Source organism: Mycobacterium sp. 1482292.6, assembly GCF_001672995.1.
In the GTDB taxonomy this organism is placed as follows: Bacteria; Actinomycetota; Actinomycetes; order Mycobacteriales; family Mycobacteriaceae; genus Mycobacterium; species Mycobacterium europaeum_A.
Map to the genome: position 1 here is coordinate 13,006 of NZ_LZKV01000158.1, position 16,812 is coordinate 29,817.

The window sequence follows — 16,812 nt, forward strand, 5'->3', positions numbered from 1 at the left end:
GCCGCCCTGACTACGCTGACGCTGTGACGCCGCCAGCCACCCCGACCGCCGTTCGCCGCGCGGGCCTGATCGTTATGCTGCAGGGGGTTGCGGCGCTGATCGTGGCGGTGGTGTTGGTGGTTCGCGGGATCGCCGGAGCCGATCAGCAGGTGGTCAACGGCCTGGCGACGGCGGGCTGGTTCGTCCTGGTCGGTGCCGCCGTGATCGCCGCGGGCCGCGCGCTGATCCGCGGCAGGCGCTGGGGCCGCGGGCTGGCCGTGATCACCCAGCTGCTGCTGTTGCCGGTGGCCTGGTACCTGGCCGTCGGGTCACACCAACCGGGGTTCGGGATTCCGGCGGGCGGCGTGGCGCTGGTCGTGCTGGGATTGCTGTTCAGCCCCGCCGCCGTGCGCTGGGCCGCCGGCGCTCAGGGCGATTCCGCCAGTCGCGCCAACGACGCCCCGGACAGCCGGTAGGTCGTCCATTCGTTCTGCGGCTGCCCGCCGATCCCGTCGTAGAGCGTGATGGCGTCGGCGTTCCAGTTCAGCACCGCCCAGGACAGCCGCGTGTAGCCCCGCTGCACGCATTCGGCGGCCAGCGCGGCCAGCAGCGCGCGGGCCAGCCCGCGCCTGCGGAACTGCGGCCGCACGAACAGGTCTTCCAGGTAGATGCCCGCCACCCCGTCCCACGTGGAGAAGTTGACGAACCACAGCGCCATCGCCCCGATCTCGCCGTCCACCTCGGCCACATGCCCGTACACCGTCGGTGGGTCACCGAAAAGGGCTGCCGCGATTTGTGATTCGGTCACCGTGCACTGATCGACGGCGTGCTCGAATTCGGCCAGCGCGTAGATCATCTCGGTGATGGCGGCCGCGTCCCGCTGCGACGCCCGCCGGATGTTTGGGCTCATCGCTCGACTCCCAGGGCGTTGAGGATCGTGCCGAATTTCGTTGTCGTCTCGGCGACTTCGTCGTCGGGGTCGGACTCGGCGACGATACCGCCACCGGCCCGGGCCAGCGCGACGCGCCGGTCGGCCGACAGCTGCGCGCAGCGCAGCGACACCACCCAGCGGCCGTCGCCGCGGGCATCACACCAGCCCACCGCCCCGGCGTAGAACCCGCGGTCGCCCTCCAGTTCGGCGATCAGCCGCATCGCGGGCTTGGTCGGCACCCCGCCGACCGCCGGGGTGGGATGCAGAGCCAGCGCCAGATCGATTGCGGTCGTTGATGTTTCACGCAGTCGGCCGGCGATCGGCGTGCACAGGTGCCAGACCGCGGCGGTGCTGCTCAGCTGTGGTTCGGCCGCGATCGACAGCTCGTCGCACAGCGGTTCCAGGGCGGTCCTGATGGTCTCGATGACCAGCTGGTGCTCGTGCCGGTTCTTCGCCGAGGCGGCCAGCGCGGCGCCGTTGGCGGCGTCGGTGTCCGGGTCAGCGGCGCGCGGGGCCGAGCCGGCGAACGGCCGGCACTCGACATGGTCGCCGCGGCGCGCCACCAGGAGTTCGGGGCTGGCACCCACCAGCGCCGCACCGGCATACTCCTCGCCGGCGGCGCTCAAATCGACCAGGTAGCCGTAGGCCGCCGGGTCCGCGGCGATGAGCCGGCGCAGAATCACCCGGGCGTCCAACGGGGCGTCGGCGACCAGCCGCAGGGCCCGCGCCAGCACCACCTTGTGCAGCGGGTTGTCGTCCGCGGCGAGCTGCTCGCACGCCCGGCGGATCCGGTCCCGGTAGTCGGGCGGCGCCGGAATGGCTTGCGCCACCCGCACCGGCGGCAGCGCGCCGACCGGCCAGTCCGGCGGCCCATCGGTGGCGGTCACCGCCTCGGGTGCCAGCAGCGCGGCCGGGCGCGTGACGTCAAAAGGTAACGCCCCCAACACAATCGGCGCCTCACCCGATCGCAGCGCGGCCTGCGCGGCGCCCACGTCGCGGTAGCGGTGCCGCACCCCGTCGGCAATCAGGGTCCGCGTCGGTCCGCACAGCGCGAACGGCGGTTCGTGATTGTGCTGCTCGACTCGCGCCCTAGCCGCTTCGCGGCTGGGGGGACCCCCGTCTCGCGCCGCCGCGCGGCGCGCATCGTCGTCTTCGCGATTCACTGACCGGTCAATCCGAGCGCCCGCAGCTGGCGCACCCCGTGTTCGAAACCGCTGACCGCGACCGACGCGGTGATCATGCCGAAGCGGCTACCCTCCACGAGCGGCAGTTCGACCCAGCGGGTGATGACCGCGCGGGAGAAGTGACCGTGGCTGACGAAGACCACGTCGCGCGCTTGCATGTTCTCCAGCGCGGTCGCGACGGCGGCGTCGGCGCGCTCACTGACCTGCGCGACCGTCTCACCGGCCGGACAGCCGTGCGTCCACACCAGCCAATCGGGCACCGTCTCCTGGATCTGCTCCGTGGTCAGGCCCTCGTACGAGCCGTAGTCCCACTCGGCCAGCAGCTCGGTCACCTCGTCGACGGTCAGCCCGGCCAGCTGCGCGGTGGTCAGCGACCGCTGCCTCGGGCTGCTGATCACCAGCGGGTCAACGAGTTTGAGCTCGGCGAGCACCCCGCCGGCCAGCTCGGCCTGCGTACGGCCGGCCTCGGTCAGCTCGACCTCGGTGCGGCCGGTGTGCTGGCCCGATTTCGACCACTCGGTCTCGCCGTGGCGCAGCAGCACCAGACGGTGATTGTGCAAGCCCATATCGACCGATTCTGCCGGACGACTCGCGGTGGTTGCTCAGGCCGGAGCGCACGGCGGGCGAACATGCCAGGATGGCACTGTAAACCGCACGCGACGAGGCAGGTGGGGAGACAGCGATGAGGTGGCGGCGCCGGTGAGTAAGACACGGGTATTGGCGGTGGCCAACCAAAAGGGCGGTGTCGCCAAGACGACCACGGTCGCGTCGCTAGGGGCGGCGTTGGTCGACGAGAACAAGCGGGTGCTGCTGGTCGACCTCGATCCGCAGGGCTGCCTGACCTTCTCGCTGGGGCAAGACCCCGACAAGCTGCCGGTCTCCGTGCACGAGGTGCTGCTCGGCGACGTCGAGCCCAACGCCGCCCTGGTCGAGACGGCCGAGGGAATGACGCTGATGCCGGCCAACATCGACCTGGCCGGCGCCGAAGCGATGCTGCTGATGCGGGCCGGCCGCGAATACGCGCTCAAGCGCGCGCTGGCCAAACTCGGCGACGACTTCGACGTGGTGATCATCGACTGCCCGCCGTCGCTGGGCGTGCTCACCCTCAACGGGCTGACCGCCGCCGACGAGGTCATCGTGCCGCTGCAATGCGAGACCCTCGCGCATCGCGGGGTCGGCCAGTTCCTGCGCACCGTCGCCGACGTCCAGCAGATCACCAACCCGGAGCTGCGCCTGCTCGGCGCCCTGCCGACGCTGTACGACTCGCGCACCACCCACACCCGCGACGTGCTGCTCGACGTCGCCGATCGCTACAGCCTGCCGGTGCTGGCCCCGCCGATCCCGCGGACCGTGCGGTTCGCCGAGGCCAGCGCCTCGGGCTCGTCGGTGATGGCCGGCCGCAAGAACAAGGGCGCGGTGGCCTACGGCGAGCTGGCGCAAGCGTTGCTCAAGCACTGGAAGAGCGGCAAGCCGCTGCCGACGTTCACCGTCGAGGTGTAAGCGGCCGGGGTCAGCCCAGCGCGGCTTTGAGTGTGAGCTGACGGCGTTGACTGTGCACTGGCGGCGGGCCCGATCGGCGTGTCGCCGCCGCGGATTCACACCGAAGGCCAACGATTCACACTCGACGGCAAGAGCCGCGGCCGCGGTCAGCCCAGCGCGACCAGCGTGTCGCCGCGCTGCTCGAGAACCCGGGACCCGATCACGGCCGGGAACACCGGTTTGCCGTCCGGCGGGGCGCTGGTCGAGCGGTCGACCGGAATGTAGCGTTCGTTGGCGCCGCTGAGCGGGTCGTAGACGCCGATCGCGCCGGTGACCGGCACCAGTAGCCGGCCCGCCATCATCACGCCGGGCCCCAACGGCGCCGTCTTGTCGCCCGCGGCGATGGTGTAGCGCAGCGACACGGTGTTCGCGTCGAAGACCATCAGCGAATCGCCGGTCCACCAGGTGATCAGGCTGCCGGGGTGGGAGACCGCCGACGTGCGCGACGGCGGCTTGGGCAGCGGGGTGCTCGACACGGTGGCGCCGGTTTCGTCGATCACGTCGACCCGGGGCTGCGGCGCCGGCAGGTACACCGCGGTGGTGTTCTCCGCGACGGCCAGCACCCGGGCGCCCGAATCCGGCGCGATGCCCGGCTCGGCGACCAGGTGTTGCTGTGGTTCGTCGTCGTCCTTGCCCGGGCGCAGCAGCACCAACCGCAGGTCGGCCTGGTTCGCGCAGCTCTCCAGCGTCGAGACCGCCTGCGAGCTGGCCGCGGCCGAGATCAGCCGGCAACCGGAGTGCAGTCCGCGCGTCGACGGCTTCACCCGCGCGTCGGTCTCGCCGTACACCAGCATCCGGACCATGTCCGAGCGCCACAGTTCCAGCCGGGTGTCACCGGCCGACAACACCGTCATGCCGTCGGAGGACAACCGCACCCGCGGATCGGCGTAACCGCTGCGGGCCGGCCCCCGGCGACCGGTGGAGCCGTCCAGGGTGCTGACCTGCCCGCAGCCGCGCTCGTCGCGGTAGACCCCGACGGCGTAGCGGTACAACCAGGTGACCCCACACAGGTCGATGTCGCGCGCGTAGCTCCAGCGGGACTGGCCGTTGTCGGGATCGCGCCCGTCGATCCGGCGGCCCGCACCCGTGACGACCTCCCCGCCCGCGACCACCGGGGCCGTGGTGGCCGGACTCGCGGCGCTCCACAGCTGCTTGAGGCCGGCCGGCACCTGCTTGGCCGGGGTCGGGTTGGGTGCGGGGACGGCCGCGGGTCGGCTGGTGGTGGCCCGGGCGTCGCTGGTCCACCAGATCAATGCCGCGACCGCGGCGACCGCGACCGCGATGGCCGCGGCGGCGAGCAGGTCGCCCTTGGTGCGACGCTCGGGTCTGACCATGCGGCGGTGCGGGTGTTGTTAGTTGCTCTGCGGGGCGGCGGCCGCGGTGGCGGCTTGGCCTTCGGCGGGCTTGCGACGCCGGCGGCGGCGCCGGGTGGAGCCGGCGTTGCCCGGGGGCGAGCCGGCCGGCGTTTCCGCGGCGGCGTCGCCGTTGCTGCTGGCCGCCCCATTGCCCGACGGGTGCGCGGCGACGGGCTGGCCGCCGCGGGTGCGCCGCCGGGTGCCGGAGCGGCGCGCGGGCCTTTCCGAATTCTGCTCCGGCTTCGTGCCGTCGCGGTCGCCGCTGCGGCGCTGGCCCTGCGGCTTGCGGGCGGCGCCCACTCTGCCGGCGGCCTCGGCGGGGATGTTCAGCTCGGCGCGCAGATGCGGAGAGTTGGAGTAGGTCTCGGCGGGCTCGGGGGAATCCAGCCCCAGCGCCTTGTCGATCAGCGCCCAGCGGGGCAGCTCGTCCCAGTCCACCAGGGTGACCGCGATACCGGTCTTGCCGGCGCGGCCGGTGCGGCCGATGCGGTGCACGTAGGCCTGCTCGTCCTCGGGGATCTGGTAGTTGATGACGTGGGTGATGTCATCGATGTCGATACCGCGGGCGGCGACGTCGGTGGCGACCAGCACGTCGATCTCCCCGGACCGGAAGGCCTTCAGCGCCTTCTCGCGGGCGACCTGCCCCAGATCGCCGTGCACCGCGCCCACCGCGAAACCGCGCTCGGCCAGCTCGTCGGCCACCTTTTGCGCGGTGCGCTTGGTGCGGGTGAAGATCATCGTCGCGCCGCGGCCCTCGGCCTGCAGCACGCGGCTGACCAGTTCGACCTTGTCCAGGGCGTGCGCCCGGTAGACGTACTGGACGGTGGTGTCGTGGGTGGCCGCCGAGTGCGGCGCTTCGGCCCGGATGTGGGTGGGTTGGTTCATGAAGGTGCGGGCCAGCGTGATGATCGGGTCCGGCATGGTCGCCGAGAACAGCATCGACTGCCGGTCGGTCGGGATCTGGCGCAGGATCCGCTCGATGTCGGGCAAAAAGCCGAGGTCGAGCATCTCGTCGGCCTCGTCGAGCACCAGCACCGACAGCCCGCCCAGTTGCAGGTGGTTCTGTTGGCTCAGGTCGAGCAGCCGGCCCGGGGTGCCCACCACGACGTCGGCGCCGGCGCGCAGCGCCTCGATCTGCGGTTCGTAGGGGCGACCGCCGTAGATCGGCACCACCGACAGCGGTCGGCCCTCATCGGCGGTCAGGTGCTTGGCCGCCAGTGTCAGGTCATCGGTGACTTGCAGGCACAGCTCCCGGGTGGGCACCACGATCAGCGCCCGCGGGGTGCCGTTGAGCGGGCGGGCGGCGGTGCCGGCGGTGATGCGCTGCAGCAGCGGCACGCCGAAGGCGAAGGTCTTGCCCATGCCGGTGCGGGCCTGGCCGATCAGATCGTCGCCGGCGAGCGCCATGGGCAGGGTCAGTTCTTGGATGGCGAAAGGGCTTTCGATCCCTTTTTCGGCGAGGGCGCGCACGATTTCGTCGCGGACGCCGAGTTGCGCAAATGTCGGTTGGGGGGTCAGTTCAGTTGTGCTGGTGGGTGCAGTCATGCGTGGGTAAGTAGCCTTTCGGTGACGTATCGGGTTGTGTCGGTATTTCTCTGTCGCGGTCACGCGCGCACGAGTTCCGACTCCGAATACGTCGCCGAGTCGCCGGCCCTGGCTCAGTCTGGGAGGGCCCAGTTAGGGCGGGCCAGCTGTGCACGCACATTTCGCCGATAGCGGCTTGAAAAACAAAATCTGGCATGAATACAGCCGCCATCTACCTACATGATAGCTGGTCGACAGCTGGCTCCCATTTCGCGCTACGTCAGCCGACTACAGTGTTGCCATGACCCGGCCCTCCTGCGAGCCCTCCGAAACCGATCTGGCCGACGACCGAATCGACGATTCACCCGCCCCGCGGTTGTCGGCCGATCACCCGGGTGTCAACGAGCTGTTCGCGGTCCTGGCCTACGGCGAGATCGCCGCGTTTTACCGGCTCACCGACGAGGCGCGGATGGCCCCTGACCTGCGCGGACGGATATCGATGGCGAGCATGGCCGCCGCCGAGATGCAGCACTACGAGCAGCTGCGCGACGCGCTGGAAAGCCGCGGCGTCGACGTGGTGTCGGCGATGTCGAAATACGTCTCTGCGCTGGAGAACTACCACCGGCTGACGATGCCCAGCACGTGGCTGGAGGCCTTGGTGAAAACGTATGTCGGCGACGCCCTGGCGGCCGATCTGTACCTGGAGATCGCCGACCGGCTGCCCGACGAGGTTGCCGACGTGGTGCGCGCGGCGCTGTCGGAAACGGGGCACTCGCAGTTCGTCGTCGCCGAGGTGCGCGCCGCCGTGACGTCCAGCGGCAAGCAGCGCAGCCGGCTGGCGCTGTGGTCACGCCGCCTGTTCGGCGAAGCGATCACCCAGGCCCAGTACCTGCTGGCCGACCACGACGAGCTGGTGGACCTGGTGATGGCCGGCGCCGGCGGGCTGGGCCAGCTCAACGCCTTCTTCGACCGGATGCAGCAGACGCACGACCGGCGCATGCACGAACTCGGCCTGAGCTGAGGCCATCAAACTCAGCTAACTCAGCGCGCGCAGGTCGCCATGTTCGAGGTGTTGGCCGAGGCGATCACCCGCTGACCGGCGGCGTTGAAGATCGAGCAGCTGAGCTGACCGTAGAAGCTGGTCGCCACCACCGATTCGGTCTGCACGCCCGGGTTCAGCACCACCACCTTCGACCAGGGCAGCGACACGTTGAACTCGGTCTGCGGCACGCCGCGTGCGTCGGTGTAGACGATGTTCACCAGGTCCAGCAGCTGCTTGGTTCCGTTCACGCTGTAGACGACGGTGCGCGGATCGACCGCGGCCGTCGGCGGTGCCGCGGCGAGCGGCGGCGCGACGGTGGGCGCGGCCGCCCCCGGCGGCGCGGTGGGCGCGGCGCTGGGCGTGGTGACCGTCGTGAAGGTTTCGGCCGGTAACTGCGCGGGGCCCGGGGACGAGCTGGGCGGCACGGACGCCTTGGTGGTCGCGGGTGCCGAGGTCACCGGGTGGGGAGCCGGGGCGCCCAGCGTGGCCTTGGTGGACGCGCTGTCGCCGCTGTTGATGATGACGGCGGTGGCGATGGCACCCAGGGCGACCACCGCGCCGACGATCGCGGTGGCGGGGCGCCAGCGCGAGTCGGCGGGCCAGCCCGTCCAGTTGTAGTCGGCGTTCAGGTAGGGATCGGTATCGCAGGCGTCGTCAACGTCGTCGTCGGGGTATGCCCGGATCCTGTCGTCAAGGTGCGGCAACGTGGTACCCATGGTGCCGAAGTTAGCCATGGGAAAACACGGATCGGGTATCGCGCGGGTGGGTGAGACAACCTGAGAGCGAATCGTTATCGGGCCGCGACCGGTTTCGCTGACCGCGAAGTGTGGGGATGCGACGAGGTGGGGGTCGGCCGCGTCCACTAGCCTGCTGCTGACAGGGCCGGGACTTCAAGAGCTGCGGAATGACTGCAAGACCCATGGAAGGGGTGACCGTGGAGGTCAAGATCGGTATCACGGATAGTCCGCGCGAGCTGGTCCTTGCCAGCGCCCAGACGCCCGCCGAGGTCGAAGATCTGGTCAGCGCCGCACTGAGCGATCCGTCGGGCCTGCTGCGGTTGAGCGACGAGCGGGGCCGCCGCTTCCTGATTCACACCGCCAAGATCGCCTACGTGGAGATCGGCGCCGCCGACGCGCGCCGGGTGGGCTTCGGGATCAGCGCCGAAACCGGCAAACACGCCGGCAAGGCGCGCTAGGAGCGGGTAAGCGGCACGTGTGACAGCCCGCCCCAGGCGAACTGCACGGTGCCGTCGACCGCGTCCGCCTTGGAGATCGGGCGGTCGGAATCCAGCCAGTACCTGGCGCAGTCGACGCTGATTCCGACCAGACCGACCGCGATCATCCGGGCCCGGTGCGGGTCCAGCCCCGAATCCTCGCTGATCAACGCGAACACCGCGTCGATGCAGGATTCGGTGGCGACGCGCACCTGGGCGGCCACTTCGGGTTCGGTGACGTAATCGTTCTCGAAGATCAGCCGGTAACCCTGGCTGTCGTGCTCGATGAAATCGAAGAAGGCCTGCACCGCGGAGTGCAACCGGCGCCGGTTGTCGGTGGTGGTGCTCAGCGCCTGCTGAACACCCGAGACCAGGTTCTCCACATGCCGCGCCAGCACGGCGAGGTACAGCTCGAGCTTACTCGAGAAGTGTTGATACAGAACGGGTTTGCTAACTCCGGCGCGGTCGGCGATCTCGTCCATGCCGGCCGCGTGGTAGCCGCGGTCGACGAACACGTCGCTGGCCACGATGAGCAATTGGCCGCGCCGCTCGTCGCGGGGCAACCGGTTGCCTCGCCGGTTGGAAACCGCGGCCCCGTCCGGCCGACCGCGGTCAGCCGATCTGACGGCGCGCCGCGCCGGCACTTTGGCGAGTTCGCTCATCGAGTCCTCATCTGATTATCGGCGGCCGGCCCTCTCGGAAAATGGGGGCCAACCGCTCGCAGCCCGTGGCAAAGACCTTACTACCCGACCGGTCGATGCGACCGTCATCGCCGTCGTCGCCGCTGGCAGAAGCGGTGTCGGACGGTGGATTCGGGCGCGCCACCGGCGGCGGCGGTGCCTGCCTGTGTAATCCTGGGGAAATGACGTCCCCGCGGCCCCCACGCGGCACCGGTCGCGTGCCGGTGCTACGCGACGAGTGGCGAGAGCCGCTGCGGGCGCTGCGCGACCCGATCGCGCGGGAAGCCGGACGACCCCGGGCCGACCGTGAACGGCCGCGACAATGGCGCAAGCAGACCTGGCTGGGCCGCTTCGTCTCCACCTACGGGTGGCGCGCGTACGCCCTGCCCGTCCTGGTGGTGCTCACCGCGGTGGTGATGTACCAGACGGTGACCGGCACCGGCGCCCCCATGCCGACGGCCAACAAACCCATCCAGAGCCCGCCGGCCATCGGCGCGGTGGGCACCACGATCATCGACGCCCCGCCGCGCGGGCTGGCCGCATTCGACGCCAACCTGCCGGCCGGGACCCTGCCGGACGGCGGCCCGTTCACTGAAGCGGGCGATAAGACTTGGCACGTCGTGCCGGGCACCACGCCACAGATCGGGCAGGGCACCGCCAAGGTGTTCAGGTACACCGTCGAAGTGGAGAACGGCATCGACCCGACGATGTTCGGCGGCGACGACGCCTTCGCCCAGATGGTCGACCAGACGCTGGCCAATCCGAAGGGCTGGACGCACAACCCGCAGTTCGCGTTCATCCGGATCGACGGAACCAGTGGGGCCAAACCCGACTTTCGGATCTCGCTGGTCTCGCCGGTGACGGTGCGCGAAGGGTGCGGCTACGAATTCCGGCTCGAAACCTCTTGCTACAACCCGGTATTCGGTGCCAACCGGGAGGCGCGGGTGTTCATCAACGAAGCGCGCTGGGTACGGGGAGCCGTGCCGTTCGAAGGTGACATCGGCTCCTACCGGCAGTACGTGATCAACCACGAGGTCGGCCACGCCATCGGATACCTGCACCACGAGCCCTGCGAGCAGCAGAACGCCCTGGCGCCGGTGATGATGCAGCAGACGTTCTCTACGTCGAACAACGACGCCGCGCAGTTCGACCCCGACGTCGTCAAGGCCGACGGCAAGACCTGCCGGTTCAATCCCTGGCCGTACCCGATCGCCTGACCGACCGCTTGCTACCGCTGCGGTTGGCATTGATCTCGTCGCGGTGCGCCATCGCCCACTCGGCGAGGGAGATCACCAGCGGTAGTAGCGTTCGCCCGAGCTCGGTCAATTCGTATTCCACTCGCGGCGGCACTTCGGCGTAGGCCGTGCGCTCGACCAGGCCGTCTTCGACCAGGTGTTTGAGCGTCACGGTGAGCATCCGCTGCGAAATGCCCGCCACGGCCTCCGCCAACCCGCCGAACCGCATCGGTCCGCCGCGCAGCGTGCCGATCACCAGCAGACTCCACTTGTCGCCGATGCGATCGAGCACCTCCCGGACCGCACCGCCCTCGGGTATCCGCGTCGTCTTTGTGATGTGCGTCATAGCGAAGTCTGCTTCCTGGATGCATACATCGGTGTGCCTTTTGTGGGTGCCCCATCGCTGACACACGATGTGGTTACACACAAATGGTAAGGATTGGGGACTGTCGTGAACATCGCACTGTGGACGGCGCAGGGCCTGCTCGCATTCGTCTATCTCGCCGCGGGCGGGCTCAAGATCATTCGACCGCGCGAGCAACTCGTGGCAACGGGCCGGCTCGACTGGATGAAGGACAACTCGGACGCGGCCGTGAAAGCCGTTGGCGCGGTCGAGATCCTCGGCGCGCTCGGTGTGATCCTGCCCGAGGCGACCGGCATCGCCCGCATCCTGACCCCGATCGCTGCGGTCGGCCTGGTCATCGTCCAGATCGGGGCACTGCGCGTCCACCTGACCCGTAACGAGCGGCAACCTTTGCCGATCAATGTGATTCTCCTGCTGCTCGCGGCCTTCGTCGCGATCGGCCGATTCGTGAGCTGAGCCAACCCGGCCCGCGCGTCGCCTGATTGCCGCCGGTCCGTCGGCCTGCTGAGATGGTGGGGAGAACCCGATCGAGGAGATGTTTCGCAAGTGTCGACGTCGCTGCCGCCGCTGGTGGCGCCCGCAGACCACCTCAGCGGCGACGAGGTGGCCCGCTACAGCCGGCACCTGATCATTCCGGACCTGGGGCTCGACGGGCAGAAGCGCCTCAAGAACGCCCGGGTGCTGGTGATCGGGGCCGGTGGCCTCGGCGCGCCGACGCTGCTCTACCTGGCGGCCGCGGGCGTGGGCACGATCGGCATCGTCGATTTCGACGTGGTCGACGAGTCGAACCTGCAGCGCCAGATCATCCACGGGGTGGCCGACGTCGGACGGTCCAAGGCGCAGTCGGCGCGCGACTCCATCGCAGCGATCAACCCGTTGGTGGACGTGCGGCTGCACGAGTTCCGGCTGGATTCCACCAACGCCGTGGCGTTGTTCGGCCGCTATGACCTGGTCGTGGACGGCACCGACAACTTCGCCACCCGGTATCTGGCCAACGACGCGGCGGTGCTGGCGAAAAAGCCCTACGTGTGGGGATCGATCTACCGCTTCGAGGGCCAGGTCTCGGTGTGCTGGGAGGACGCCCCTAACGGACGCGGGCTCAACTATCGCGACCTGTACCCCGAGCCTCCGCCGGCCGGCTCCGTGCCGTCCTGTGCCGAGGGCGGCGTGCTGGGCATCGTCTGCGCCTCCATCGCCTCGGTGATGAGCACCGAAGTGATCAAACTCATTACCGGGATCGGCGAGTCGTTGCTGGGCCGGTTGATGATCTACGACGCGTTGGAGATGACCTACCGCACCATCGCGATCCGCCGGGACCCGTCGGATTCGTCGCGGCCAAAGATCACCGGGCTCGTCGACTACGAGCAACTGTGCGGCGTGGCGCCCGAGCCCTCGGCACAGGACGCCGCGTCGACCATCACGCCGCGCGAGCTGCGTGACTGGCTGGATTCGGGCAAGAAGCTGGCGCTGATCGACGTGCGTGAGCCGGTGGAGTTCGACATCGTGCACATCGACGGAGCCCAGTTGATCCCGCAGTCCTCGATCAATTCCGGCGAGGGCCTGGCAAAGCTGCCGCAGGACCGCCTGCCGGTGTTGTACTGCAAAACGGGGGTGCGGTCGGCCCAGGCGCTGGCGGTGGTGCGCAAGGCCGGCTTCGCCGACGCGGTGCATTTGCAGGGCGGGATCGTGGCGTGGGCGCAGCAGATGCAACCCGACATGGTCATGTACTGACCCGGAACGCCTGTTGGACTCGTTTAGAGTACCGGTGTGACAGTCGAGCCACCGCCGGATCATGTGCTGTCGGCGTTTGGTTTGGCCGGAGTTAAACCCGTCAATCTGGGCGCCAGCTGGGAGGGCGGCTGGCGGTGCGGCGAAGTCGTCTTGTCGCTGGTGGCCGACAACGCCCGCGCGGCGTGGTCCGCCCGGGTTCGCGAGACGCTGTTCGTCGACGGCGTTCGCCTGGCCCGGCCGGTGCGGTCCACCGACGGGCGCTACGTCGTATCCGGGTGGCGGGCGGACACCTTCGTGGCCGGGACGCCCGAGCCCCGCCATGACGAAGTCGTCTCGGCCGCGGTGCGCCTGCACGAGGCGACGGGCAAACTGGATCGGCCCCGCTTTCTGACCCAGGGGCCCACGGCGCCGTGGGGTGACGTCGACATCTTCATCGCCGCCGACCGCGCGGCGTGGGAGGAACGGCCGCTGGCCTCGGTGCCCCCGGGTGCGCGCTCCGCCCCCGCGACGGCGGACGCCGAGCGGTCGGTGGAGCTGCTCCAGCAGCTGGGCACCCTGCGCAAGCCGACCAAGAGCCCCAACCAGCTGGTCCACGGAGACCTTTACGGCACAGTGCTTTTCGTCGGTACCGCGGCGCCGGGAATCACCGACATCACCCCGTACTGGCGGCCCGCGTCGTGGGCGGCCGGTGTGGTCGTCATCGACGCGCTGTCGTGGGGAGAGGCCGACGACGGGCTCATCGAGCGCTGGAACGCCCTGCCCGAATGGCCGCAGATGTTGTTGCGGGCGTTGATGTTTCGCCTCGCGGTCCACGCGCTGCATCCGCGTTCCACCGCCGAGGCGTTCCCCGGCCTGGCCCGCACCGCCGCGCTGGTCCGGCTGGTGCTCTAGCGCCCGTCGGCAAACTCGTAACGAACCTCGCGCAGCGCGATCTTGCCGTCGGTCGCCAGCACGCCTTCGGCGCGCAACAGCTCCAGCTGGCGGGTCGTCAGGTGTCGCGCCGGTCGACCGGACGCGGTGATCACCCGGTGCCAGGGCAGATCCGAGGAATCGGTCCGCATGATCCAGCCGACGATGCGCGGGCTGGAAAGCCCTGCGACAGTGGCGATGTCGCCATAGGTGGCGACCCGCCCGGCTGGGATCGCGGCGACCAGCTCACGCACCCGCTCGACCTGCTCGTCGGTCACCGGCGCCACGGTCAGTCGGCTTCCAACAGTTCGCGGGTCAACGCGGCGACCTCGTCGGGCTTGGCGTAGGGCACCATGTGGTTGCAGTCGAAATCCAGCAGCCGGAAATCCGCTCCCAACCGCTCCGCCAGGGCGTCGATCAGTTGGTCGGTGACATAGGGCGGCGTGGTGCGCTTGGCCCGCACCAAAATGGTCGGGGTCTTCGCGGGCGGCAGCACGGTCTCGCGGGCCAGCTCGCTCCAGTACGACATCATCGCCGGCAGGCTCACCCGCCAGCCGTAGCGGCCGCCCGGCAGCGCGATCAGATGCTCGTCGATCTCGGCGTCCAGCAGGGCGGGTTCGACATCCGACCACGAACCGTGCACCTTTTCCAGGCGCGCTTCCTCGGCGTCGGGGTAGTCGGGCGAGGACAGCATCGCCTCGGCGATCTCGCGCATCCACTCGCCGTCCAGCCCGACCGCCGGGTCGAGCAGCAGCAGCCCCGCCACCCGATCCGGGCGGACGGCGGCCAGCTGCATCGCCAGCCCGCCGCCGAACGAGTGGCCGACGATCACCACCGGTGTGCCGGGCTGTTCGTCGAGCAGCGCGGCCAACGCCGCGACGTTGGCGTCGATGGTCCACGGCGCTGCCCATGAGGACCTGCCGTGACCCACCAGATCCGGTGCGGCGATACCGATCCCGGGCAGCAAGCCGGCTAAATGCTCCCAGCGCTGGCCGTGGCCGGTCAGCCCGTGCAATGCGAGGATCCGCACCGGACCCGGCGGGCCGTAGCGGTGTACATGCAACTTCGCGGTCACCAGTCGATGGTGCCAGCCACCGCGGTCGCGGGTTGCGGGCGGCCCCTAACGGTCGTCATCCTCCCGATCGTCGTCGGTGGAGACGATGTAGGCCTGCTCGATCACGTCGGCCTCGTTGGCTTCCCGGTCCGCGGCGGCGGCCACGTAATCGATGTCCAGACCGGTCTCGTCGTCAAAATCGACAGGCCGCCGTTGTTCCACCGCGTCGCCTTCCGGCGCCTCGTCGATGGGAAAGCCGCGTTCGTCGTCGTTCATGGTCTTGCACCCCTCCTTTCGTTGTCCGGCTGCTGCGGCCTCCAGGGTAAGAGTCGGCGGCGGCGTGGCCGGGTACGCTGACCGCTCGGTCACCTCGACGACCCAACGGGAGCAGTCATGGGCAGAATCAGGCGCGGTTGGGCGCTTTCGCAGCAGAGCTGGCAGGTCCTGAAAAAAGACCGGTCGCTCGTCTTCTTCCCGATCCTGTCCACCCTGTTCGCCGTCCTCGCCACGATCGCCATCTGGGCGCCGACGCTGTTGCTGCGCGGCGTGTTCGGCGGCCATCACGTGGACAACCAGGACCCCGCCTACTACATCGCGGGCGTGGCAACGGCATACGTGTCGGCCTTCATTGCGATCTTCTTCAACGTCGCGCTCGCCGCCTGCGCGGTGCGCTCCATGCGCGGCGAGGACACCAGGGTCGGCGAGGGCATCGCCGCCGCGGCGCGCCGGATCGGTCCGATCCTGGGTTGGACGGTGGTGGCGACCACGGTCGGGCTGATCCTCAAGGCGCTCGAGGAGCGCCTACCGACCCTGGGCAAGCTCGCCGCGGACCTGGTCGGCGCGGCGTGGGCCGTCGCAACGTTTTTCGTCATCCCGGCGATCGCGCTCGAGGGCACCGGGCCGTTTCGGTCAGTGCGCCGCTCGGTGGACACCATCAAGTCGCGCTGGGGTGAGAGCGCCGCCGGGGCGGCCACCATCGGGGTGGTCACGTTTCTGGTGACCCTGGTGGTCGTGGTGGGCGGCGTGGTCGGCGGCATCGCGCTGATCGCGGCGCGTCTGGCGCCGCTGGGTCTGGTGGTGCTGGCCGCCACGTTCGCGGTCGCCGTGGTCATCTCGTTCTTCTCGACCGCGCTGAGCCAGATCTTCCGTGTCGCGGTCTACCAGTACGCGGTCACCGGGGAGACGGTGGGCGGGTTCGACCACCGGCTGCTGCAGTCCGCGTTCGTCGCGCGCTAGATCTGTCGGACCCTCGTGATGTCATGCCGTCATGGCCTACACGTGGGAGCCCGAAGCGCACACCGTCTTGGACCCGGGTGCGCGCGGTCAGCTGCGTATTCTCGGCGGGCCCGGCACCGGCAAGAGCAGTCTGCTGATCGACGCGGCGGTCGCCCAGATCGACGCCGGGGTCAACCCGGAATCGGTTCTGCTGCTTACCGGTTCCGGCCGGATCGGGATGGCCGAGCGCAGCGCGCTGACGACGGCGTTGCTGCGCGCGCGACCCGCCGGCCCCGGCCGGGCCGCGGTCAGCGAGCCGTTGGTGCGGACTGTGCACGGGTACGCGTACGCGGTCCTGCGACGCGCGGCCGAGCGGGCCGGTGAGGCGCCGCCGCGGCTGGTCACCAGCGCCGAACAGGACGCCATCATCCGGGAGTTGCTGGCCGGCGACCTCGAAGACGGGCCACGCGCGGCGACGGCCTGGCCGGCCCCGCTGCGCCCGGCGCTGAGTACCGCGGGATTCGCCGCCGAGCTGCGAAACCTGTTGGCGCGCTGCGCTGAACGCGGCGTGGACCCCCAGGAATTGGAGCGGTTGGGCCGTCGCTGCCGGCGGCCGGAATGGACCGCCGCCGGACAATTCGCCCGCCAGTACGAACAGGTGATGCTGCTGCGCGCGGCGGTGGGCACGGCCGCGCCGGAGGCGACCACGCCCGCGTTGGGCGCCGCGGAGCTGGTGGGCGCCGCGCTGGAGGCGTTCGCCGTCGACGCCGAGCTGTTGTCCGCCGAACGCGGCCGGATCCGCGTCTTGTTGGTCGACGACGCCCAACAGCTGGACCCGCAGGCGGCCCGGCTGGTTC

At 69.9% G+C, this 16,812-nt stretch carries 21 protein-coding genes; 10 read left to right on the forward strand and 11 right to left on the reverse strand.

Going from position 1 to position 16,812, the window contains the following annotated elements; translation table 11 throughout:
• Nucleotides 1–23: 23 nt before the first annotated feature.
• Nucleotides 24–455, forward strand: a complete 432-nt coding sequence (locus A5624_RS15845) for a hypothetical protein (RefSeq protein WP_066867923.1) — start codon at nucleotides 24–26, stop codon at nucleotides 453–455.
• Here A5624_RS15845 and A5624_RS15850 read toward each other — a convergent pair.
• The 3 genes from A5624_RS15850 to A5624_RS15860 form a co-directional block, all read right to left on the reverse strand.
• Complete coding sequence (locus A5624_RS15850; RefSeq protein ID WP_066867926.1) at nucleotides 407–889, reverse strand: GNAT family N-acetyltransferase; 483 nt, start codon at nucleotides 887–889, stop codon at nucleotides 407–409. The two genes, A5624_RS15845 and A5624_RS15850, sit on opposite strands and share 49 nt — an antisense overlap.
• The gene (locus A5624_RS15855; protein WP_066867977.1) at nucleotides 886–1,959 is read right to left on the reverse strand and encodes an isochorismate synthase MenF; all 1,074 of its coding nucleotides are present in this window, start codon (nucleotides 1,957–1,959) and stop codon (nucleotides 886–888) included. Before A5624_RS15855 ends, A5624_RS15850 begins: the two co-directional genes overlap by 4 nt.
• 110 nt (nucleotides 1,960–2,069) lie before the next feature.
• Nucleotides 2,070–2,660, reverse strand: coding sequence for an acid phosphatase (locus A5624_RS15860; RefSeq protein ID WP_066867928.1), 591 nt, complete (start codon nucleotides 2,658–2,660; stop codon nucleotides 2,070–2,072).
• A gap of 133 nt (nucleotides 2,661–2,793) precedes the next feature.
• Here A5624_RS15860 and A5624_RS15865 point away from each other — a divergent pair, with 133 nt between their 5' ends.
• Nucleotides 2,794–3,594, forward strand: coding sequence for a ParA family protein (locus A5624_RS15865; RefSeq protein ID WP_066867980.1), 801 nt, complete (start codon nucleotides 2,794–2,796; stop codon nucleotides 3,592–3,594).
• Between the two features lie 146 nt (nucleotides 3,595–3,740).
• Here the strand turns inward: A5624_RS15865 and A5624_RS15870 are convergent, their stop codons facing one another.
• Both A5624_RS15870 and A5624_RS15875 read right to left on the reverse strand, forming a co-directional pair.
• Entirely contained in the window at nucleotides 3,741–4,967 is a 1,227-nt protein-coding gene (locus tag A5624_RS15870) for a hypothetical protein (RefSeq protein ID WP_066867930.1), read from the reverse strand.
• Between the two features lie 18 nt (nucleotides 4,968–4,985).
• Nucleotides 4,986–6,533, reverse strand: coding sequence for a DEAD/DEAH box helicase (locus A5624_RS15875; RefSeq protein WP_066867933.1), 1,548 nt, complete (start codon nucleotides 6,531–6,533; stop codon nucleotides 4,986–4,988).
• 280 nt (nucleotides 6,534–6,813) lie between these two features.
• On the opposite strand from A5624_RS15875, the gene A5624_RS15880 reads away from it, so the two are divergent.
• The gene (locus A5624_RS15880) at nucleotides 6,814–7,533 is read left to right on the forward strand and encodes a ferritin-like fold-containing protein (protein WP_066867935.1); all 720 of its coding nucleotides are present in this window, start codon (nucleotides 6,814–6,816) and stop codon (nucleotides 7,531–7,533) included.
• A 20-nt stretch (nucleotides 7,534–7,553) separates the two neighbouring features.
• Here the strand turns inward: A5624_RS15880 and A5624_RS15885 are convergent, their stop codons facing one another.
• On the reverse strand, nucleotides 7,554–8,270 hold the full coding sequence (locus tag A5624_RS15885) for an MmpS family transport accessory protein (protein WP_066867938.1): 717 nt from the start codon (nucleotides 8,268–8,270) through the stop codon (nucleotides 7,554–7,556).
• A gap of 218 nt (nucleotides 8,271–8,488) precedes the next feature.
• Here A5624_RS15885 and A5624_RS15890 point away from each other — a divergent pair, with 218 nt between their 5' ends.
• Nucleotides 8,489–8,749 (forward strand): DUF3107 domain-containing protein, encoded by a 261-nt coding sequence (locus A5624_RS15890; protein ID WP_156748803.1) that lies wholly within the window; start codon nucleotides 8,489–8,491, stop codon nucleotides 8,747–8,749.
• Here the strand turns inward: A5624_RS15890 and A5624_RS15895 are convergent.
• A complete protein-coding gene (locus A5624_RS15895; protein WP_066867944.1) occupies nucleotides 8,746–9,429 on the reverse strand; it encodes a TetR/AcrR family transcriptional regulator in 684 nt (227 codons plus the stop codon). The two genes, A5624_RS15890 and A5624_RS15895, sit on opposite strands and share 4 nt — an antisense overlap.
• 95 nt (nucleotides 9,430–9,524) lie before the next feature.
• Here A5624_RS15895 and A5624_RS15900 point away from each other — a divergent pair, with 95 nt between their 5' ends.
• The gene (locus A5624_RS15900; protein WP_066867983.1) at nucleotides 9,525–10,664 is read left to right on the forward strand and encodes a DUF3152 domain-containing protein; all 1,140 of its coding nucleotides are present in this window, start codon (nucleotides 9,525–9,527) and stop codon (nucleotides 10,662–10,664) included.
• Here A5624_RS15900 and A5624_RS15905 read toward each other — a convergent pair.
• Entirely contained in the window at nucleotides 10,636–11,028 is a 393-nt protein-coding gene (locus A5624_RS15905; RefSeq protein WP_066867947.1) for a helix-turn-helix domain-containing protein, read from the reverse strand. The genes A5624_RS15900 and A5624_RS15905 overlap by 29 nt on opposite strands.
• 105 nt (nucleotides 11,029–11,133) lie before the next feature.
• Between A5624_RS15905 and A5624_RS15910 the strand changes: the two genes are divergently transcribed.
• The 3 genes from A5624_RS15910 (at nucleotide 11,134) to A5624_RS15920 (ending at nucleotide 13,668) form a co-directional block, all read left to right on the forward strand.
• Nucleotides 11,134–11,502 carry a DoxX family protein gene (locus tag A5624_RS15910; RefSeq protein WP_066867950.1) on the forward strand — a complete coding sequence of 123 codons (369 nt, stop codon included), beginning with the start codon at nucleotides 11,134–11,136 and terminating at the stop codon, nucleotides 11,500–11,502.
• Nucleotides 11,503–11,592: 90 nt separating this feature from the next.
• Entirely contained in the window at nucleotides 11,593–12,777 is a 1,185-nt protein-coding gene (gene moeZ / locus A5624_RS15915) for an adenylyltransferase/sulfurtransferase MoeZ (protein ID WP_066867953.1), read from the forward strand.
• Nucleotides 12,778–12,813: 36 nt separating this feature from the next.
• On the forward strand, nucleotides 12,814–13,668 hold the full coding sequence (locus A5624_RS15920) for a TIGR02569 family protein (RefSeq protein ID WP_066867956.1): 855 nt from the start codon (nucleotides 12,814–12,816) through the stop codon (nucleotides 13,666–13,668).
• Here the strand turns inward: A5624_RS15920 and A5624_RS15925 are convergent.
• From A5624_RS15925 to A5624_RS15935, 3 genes are read right to left on the reverse strand one after another with little or no spacing between them, the layout of a single operon-like run.
• Nucleotides 13,665–13,973: an MGMT family protein gene (locus A5624_RS15925; RefSeq protein WP_066867959.1), complete on the reverse strand. Its 309-nt coding sequence runs from the start codon at nucleotides 13,971–13,973 to the stop codon at nucleotides 13,665–13,667. The genes A5624_RS15920 and A5624_RS15925 overlap by 4 nt on opposite strands.
• 2 nt (nucleotides 13,974–13,975) lie before the next feature.
• Complete coding sequence (locus A5624_RS15930) at nucleotides 13,976–14,761, reverse strand: alpha/beta fold hydrolase (protein WP_066867962.1); 786 nt, start codon at nucleotides 14,759–14,761, stop codon at nucleotides 13,976–13,978.
• A 45-nt stretch (nucleotides 14,762–14,806) separates the two neighbouring features.
• Nucleotides 14,807–15,016: a hypothetical protein gene (locus A5624_RS15935; RefSeq protein WP_066867965.1), complete on the reverse strand. Its 210-nt coding sequence runs from the start codon at nucleotides 15,014–15,016 to the stop codon at nucleotides 14,807–14,809.
• 117 nt (nucleotides 15,017–15,133) lie between these two features.
• Between A5624_RS15935 and A5624_RS15940 the strand changes: the two genes are divergently transcribed.
• Together A5624_RS15940 and A5624_RS15945 are read left to right on the forward strand one after the other, a co-directional pair.
• A complete protein-coding gene (locus tag A5624_RS15940; RefSeq protein ID WP_066867968.1) occupies nucleotides 15,134–15,976 on the forward strand; it encodes a DUF6159 family protein in 843 nt (280 codons plus the stop codon).
• 31 nt (nucleotides 15,977–16,007) lie between these two features.
• A partial coding sequence (locus A5624_RS15945) for a UvrD-helicase domain-containing protein (protein ID WP_156749044.1) occupies nucleotides 16,008–16,812 on the forward strand: 805 nt, incomplete at its 3' end.

Bases quoted from the DNA above. Each gene is read 5' to 3' on its own strand.
- A5624_RS15850 (WP_066867926.1), bottom strand. From the start codon at position 889: ATGAGCCCAAACATCCGGCGGGCGTCGCAGCGGGACGCGGCCGCCATC.
- A5624_RS15860 (WP_066867928.1), bottom strand. From the start codon at position 2,660: ATGGGCTTGCACAATCACCGTCTGGTGCTGCTGCGCCACGGCGAGACC.
- A5624_RS15870 (WP_066867930.1), bottom strand. From the start codon at position 4,967: ATGGTCAGACCCGAGCGTCGCACCAAGGGCGACCTGCTCGCCGCCGCG.
- A5624_RS15875 (WP_066867933.1), bottom strand. From the start codon at position 6,533: ATGACTGCACCCACCAGCACAACTGAACTGACCCCCCAACCGACATTT.
- A5624_RS15880 (WP_066867935.1), top strand. From the start codon at position 6,814: ATGACCCGGCCCTCCTGCGAGCCCTCCGAAACCGATCTGGCCGACGAC.
- A5624_RS15885 (WP_066867938.1), bottom strand. From the start codon at position 8,270: ATGGGTACCACGTTGCCGCACCTTGACGACAGGATCCGGGCATACCCC.
- A5624_RS15895 (WP_066867944.1), bottom strand. From the start codon at position 9,429: ATGAGCGAACTCGCCAAAGTGCCGGCGCGGCGCGCCGTCAGATCGGCT.
- A5624_RS15900 (WP_066867983.1), top strand. From the start codon at position 9,525: ATGCGACCGTCATCGCCGTCGTCGCCGCTGGCAGAAGCGGTGTCGGAC.
- A5624_RS15905 (WP_066867947.1), bottom strand. From the start codon at position 11,028: ATGACGCACATCACAAAGACGACGCGGATACCCGAGGGCGGTGCGGTC.
- A5624_RS15935 (WP_066867965.1), bottom strand. From the start codon at position 15,016: ATGAACGACGACGAACGCGGCTTTCCCATCGACGAGGCGCCGGAAGGC.
- A5624_RS15940 (WP_066867968.1), top strand. From the start codon at position 15,134: ATGGGCAGAATCAGGCGCGGTTGGGCGCTTTCGCAGCAGAGCTGGCAG.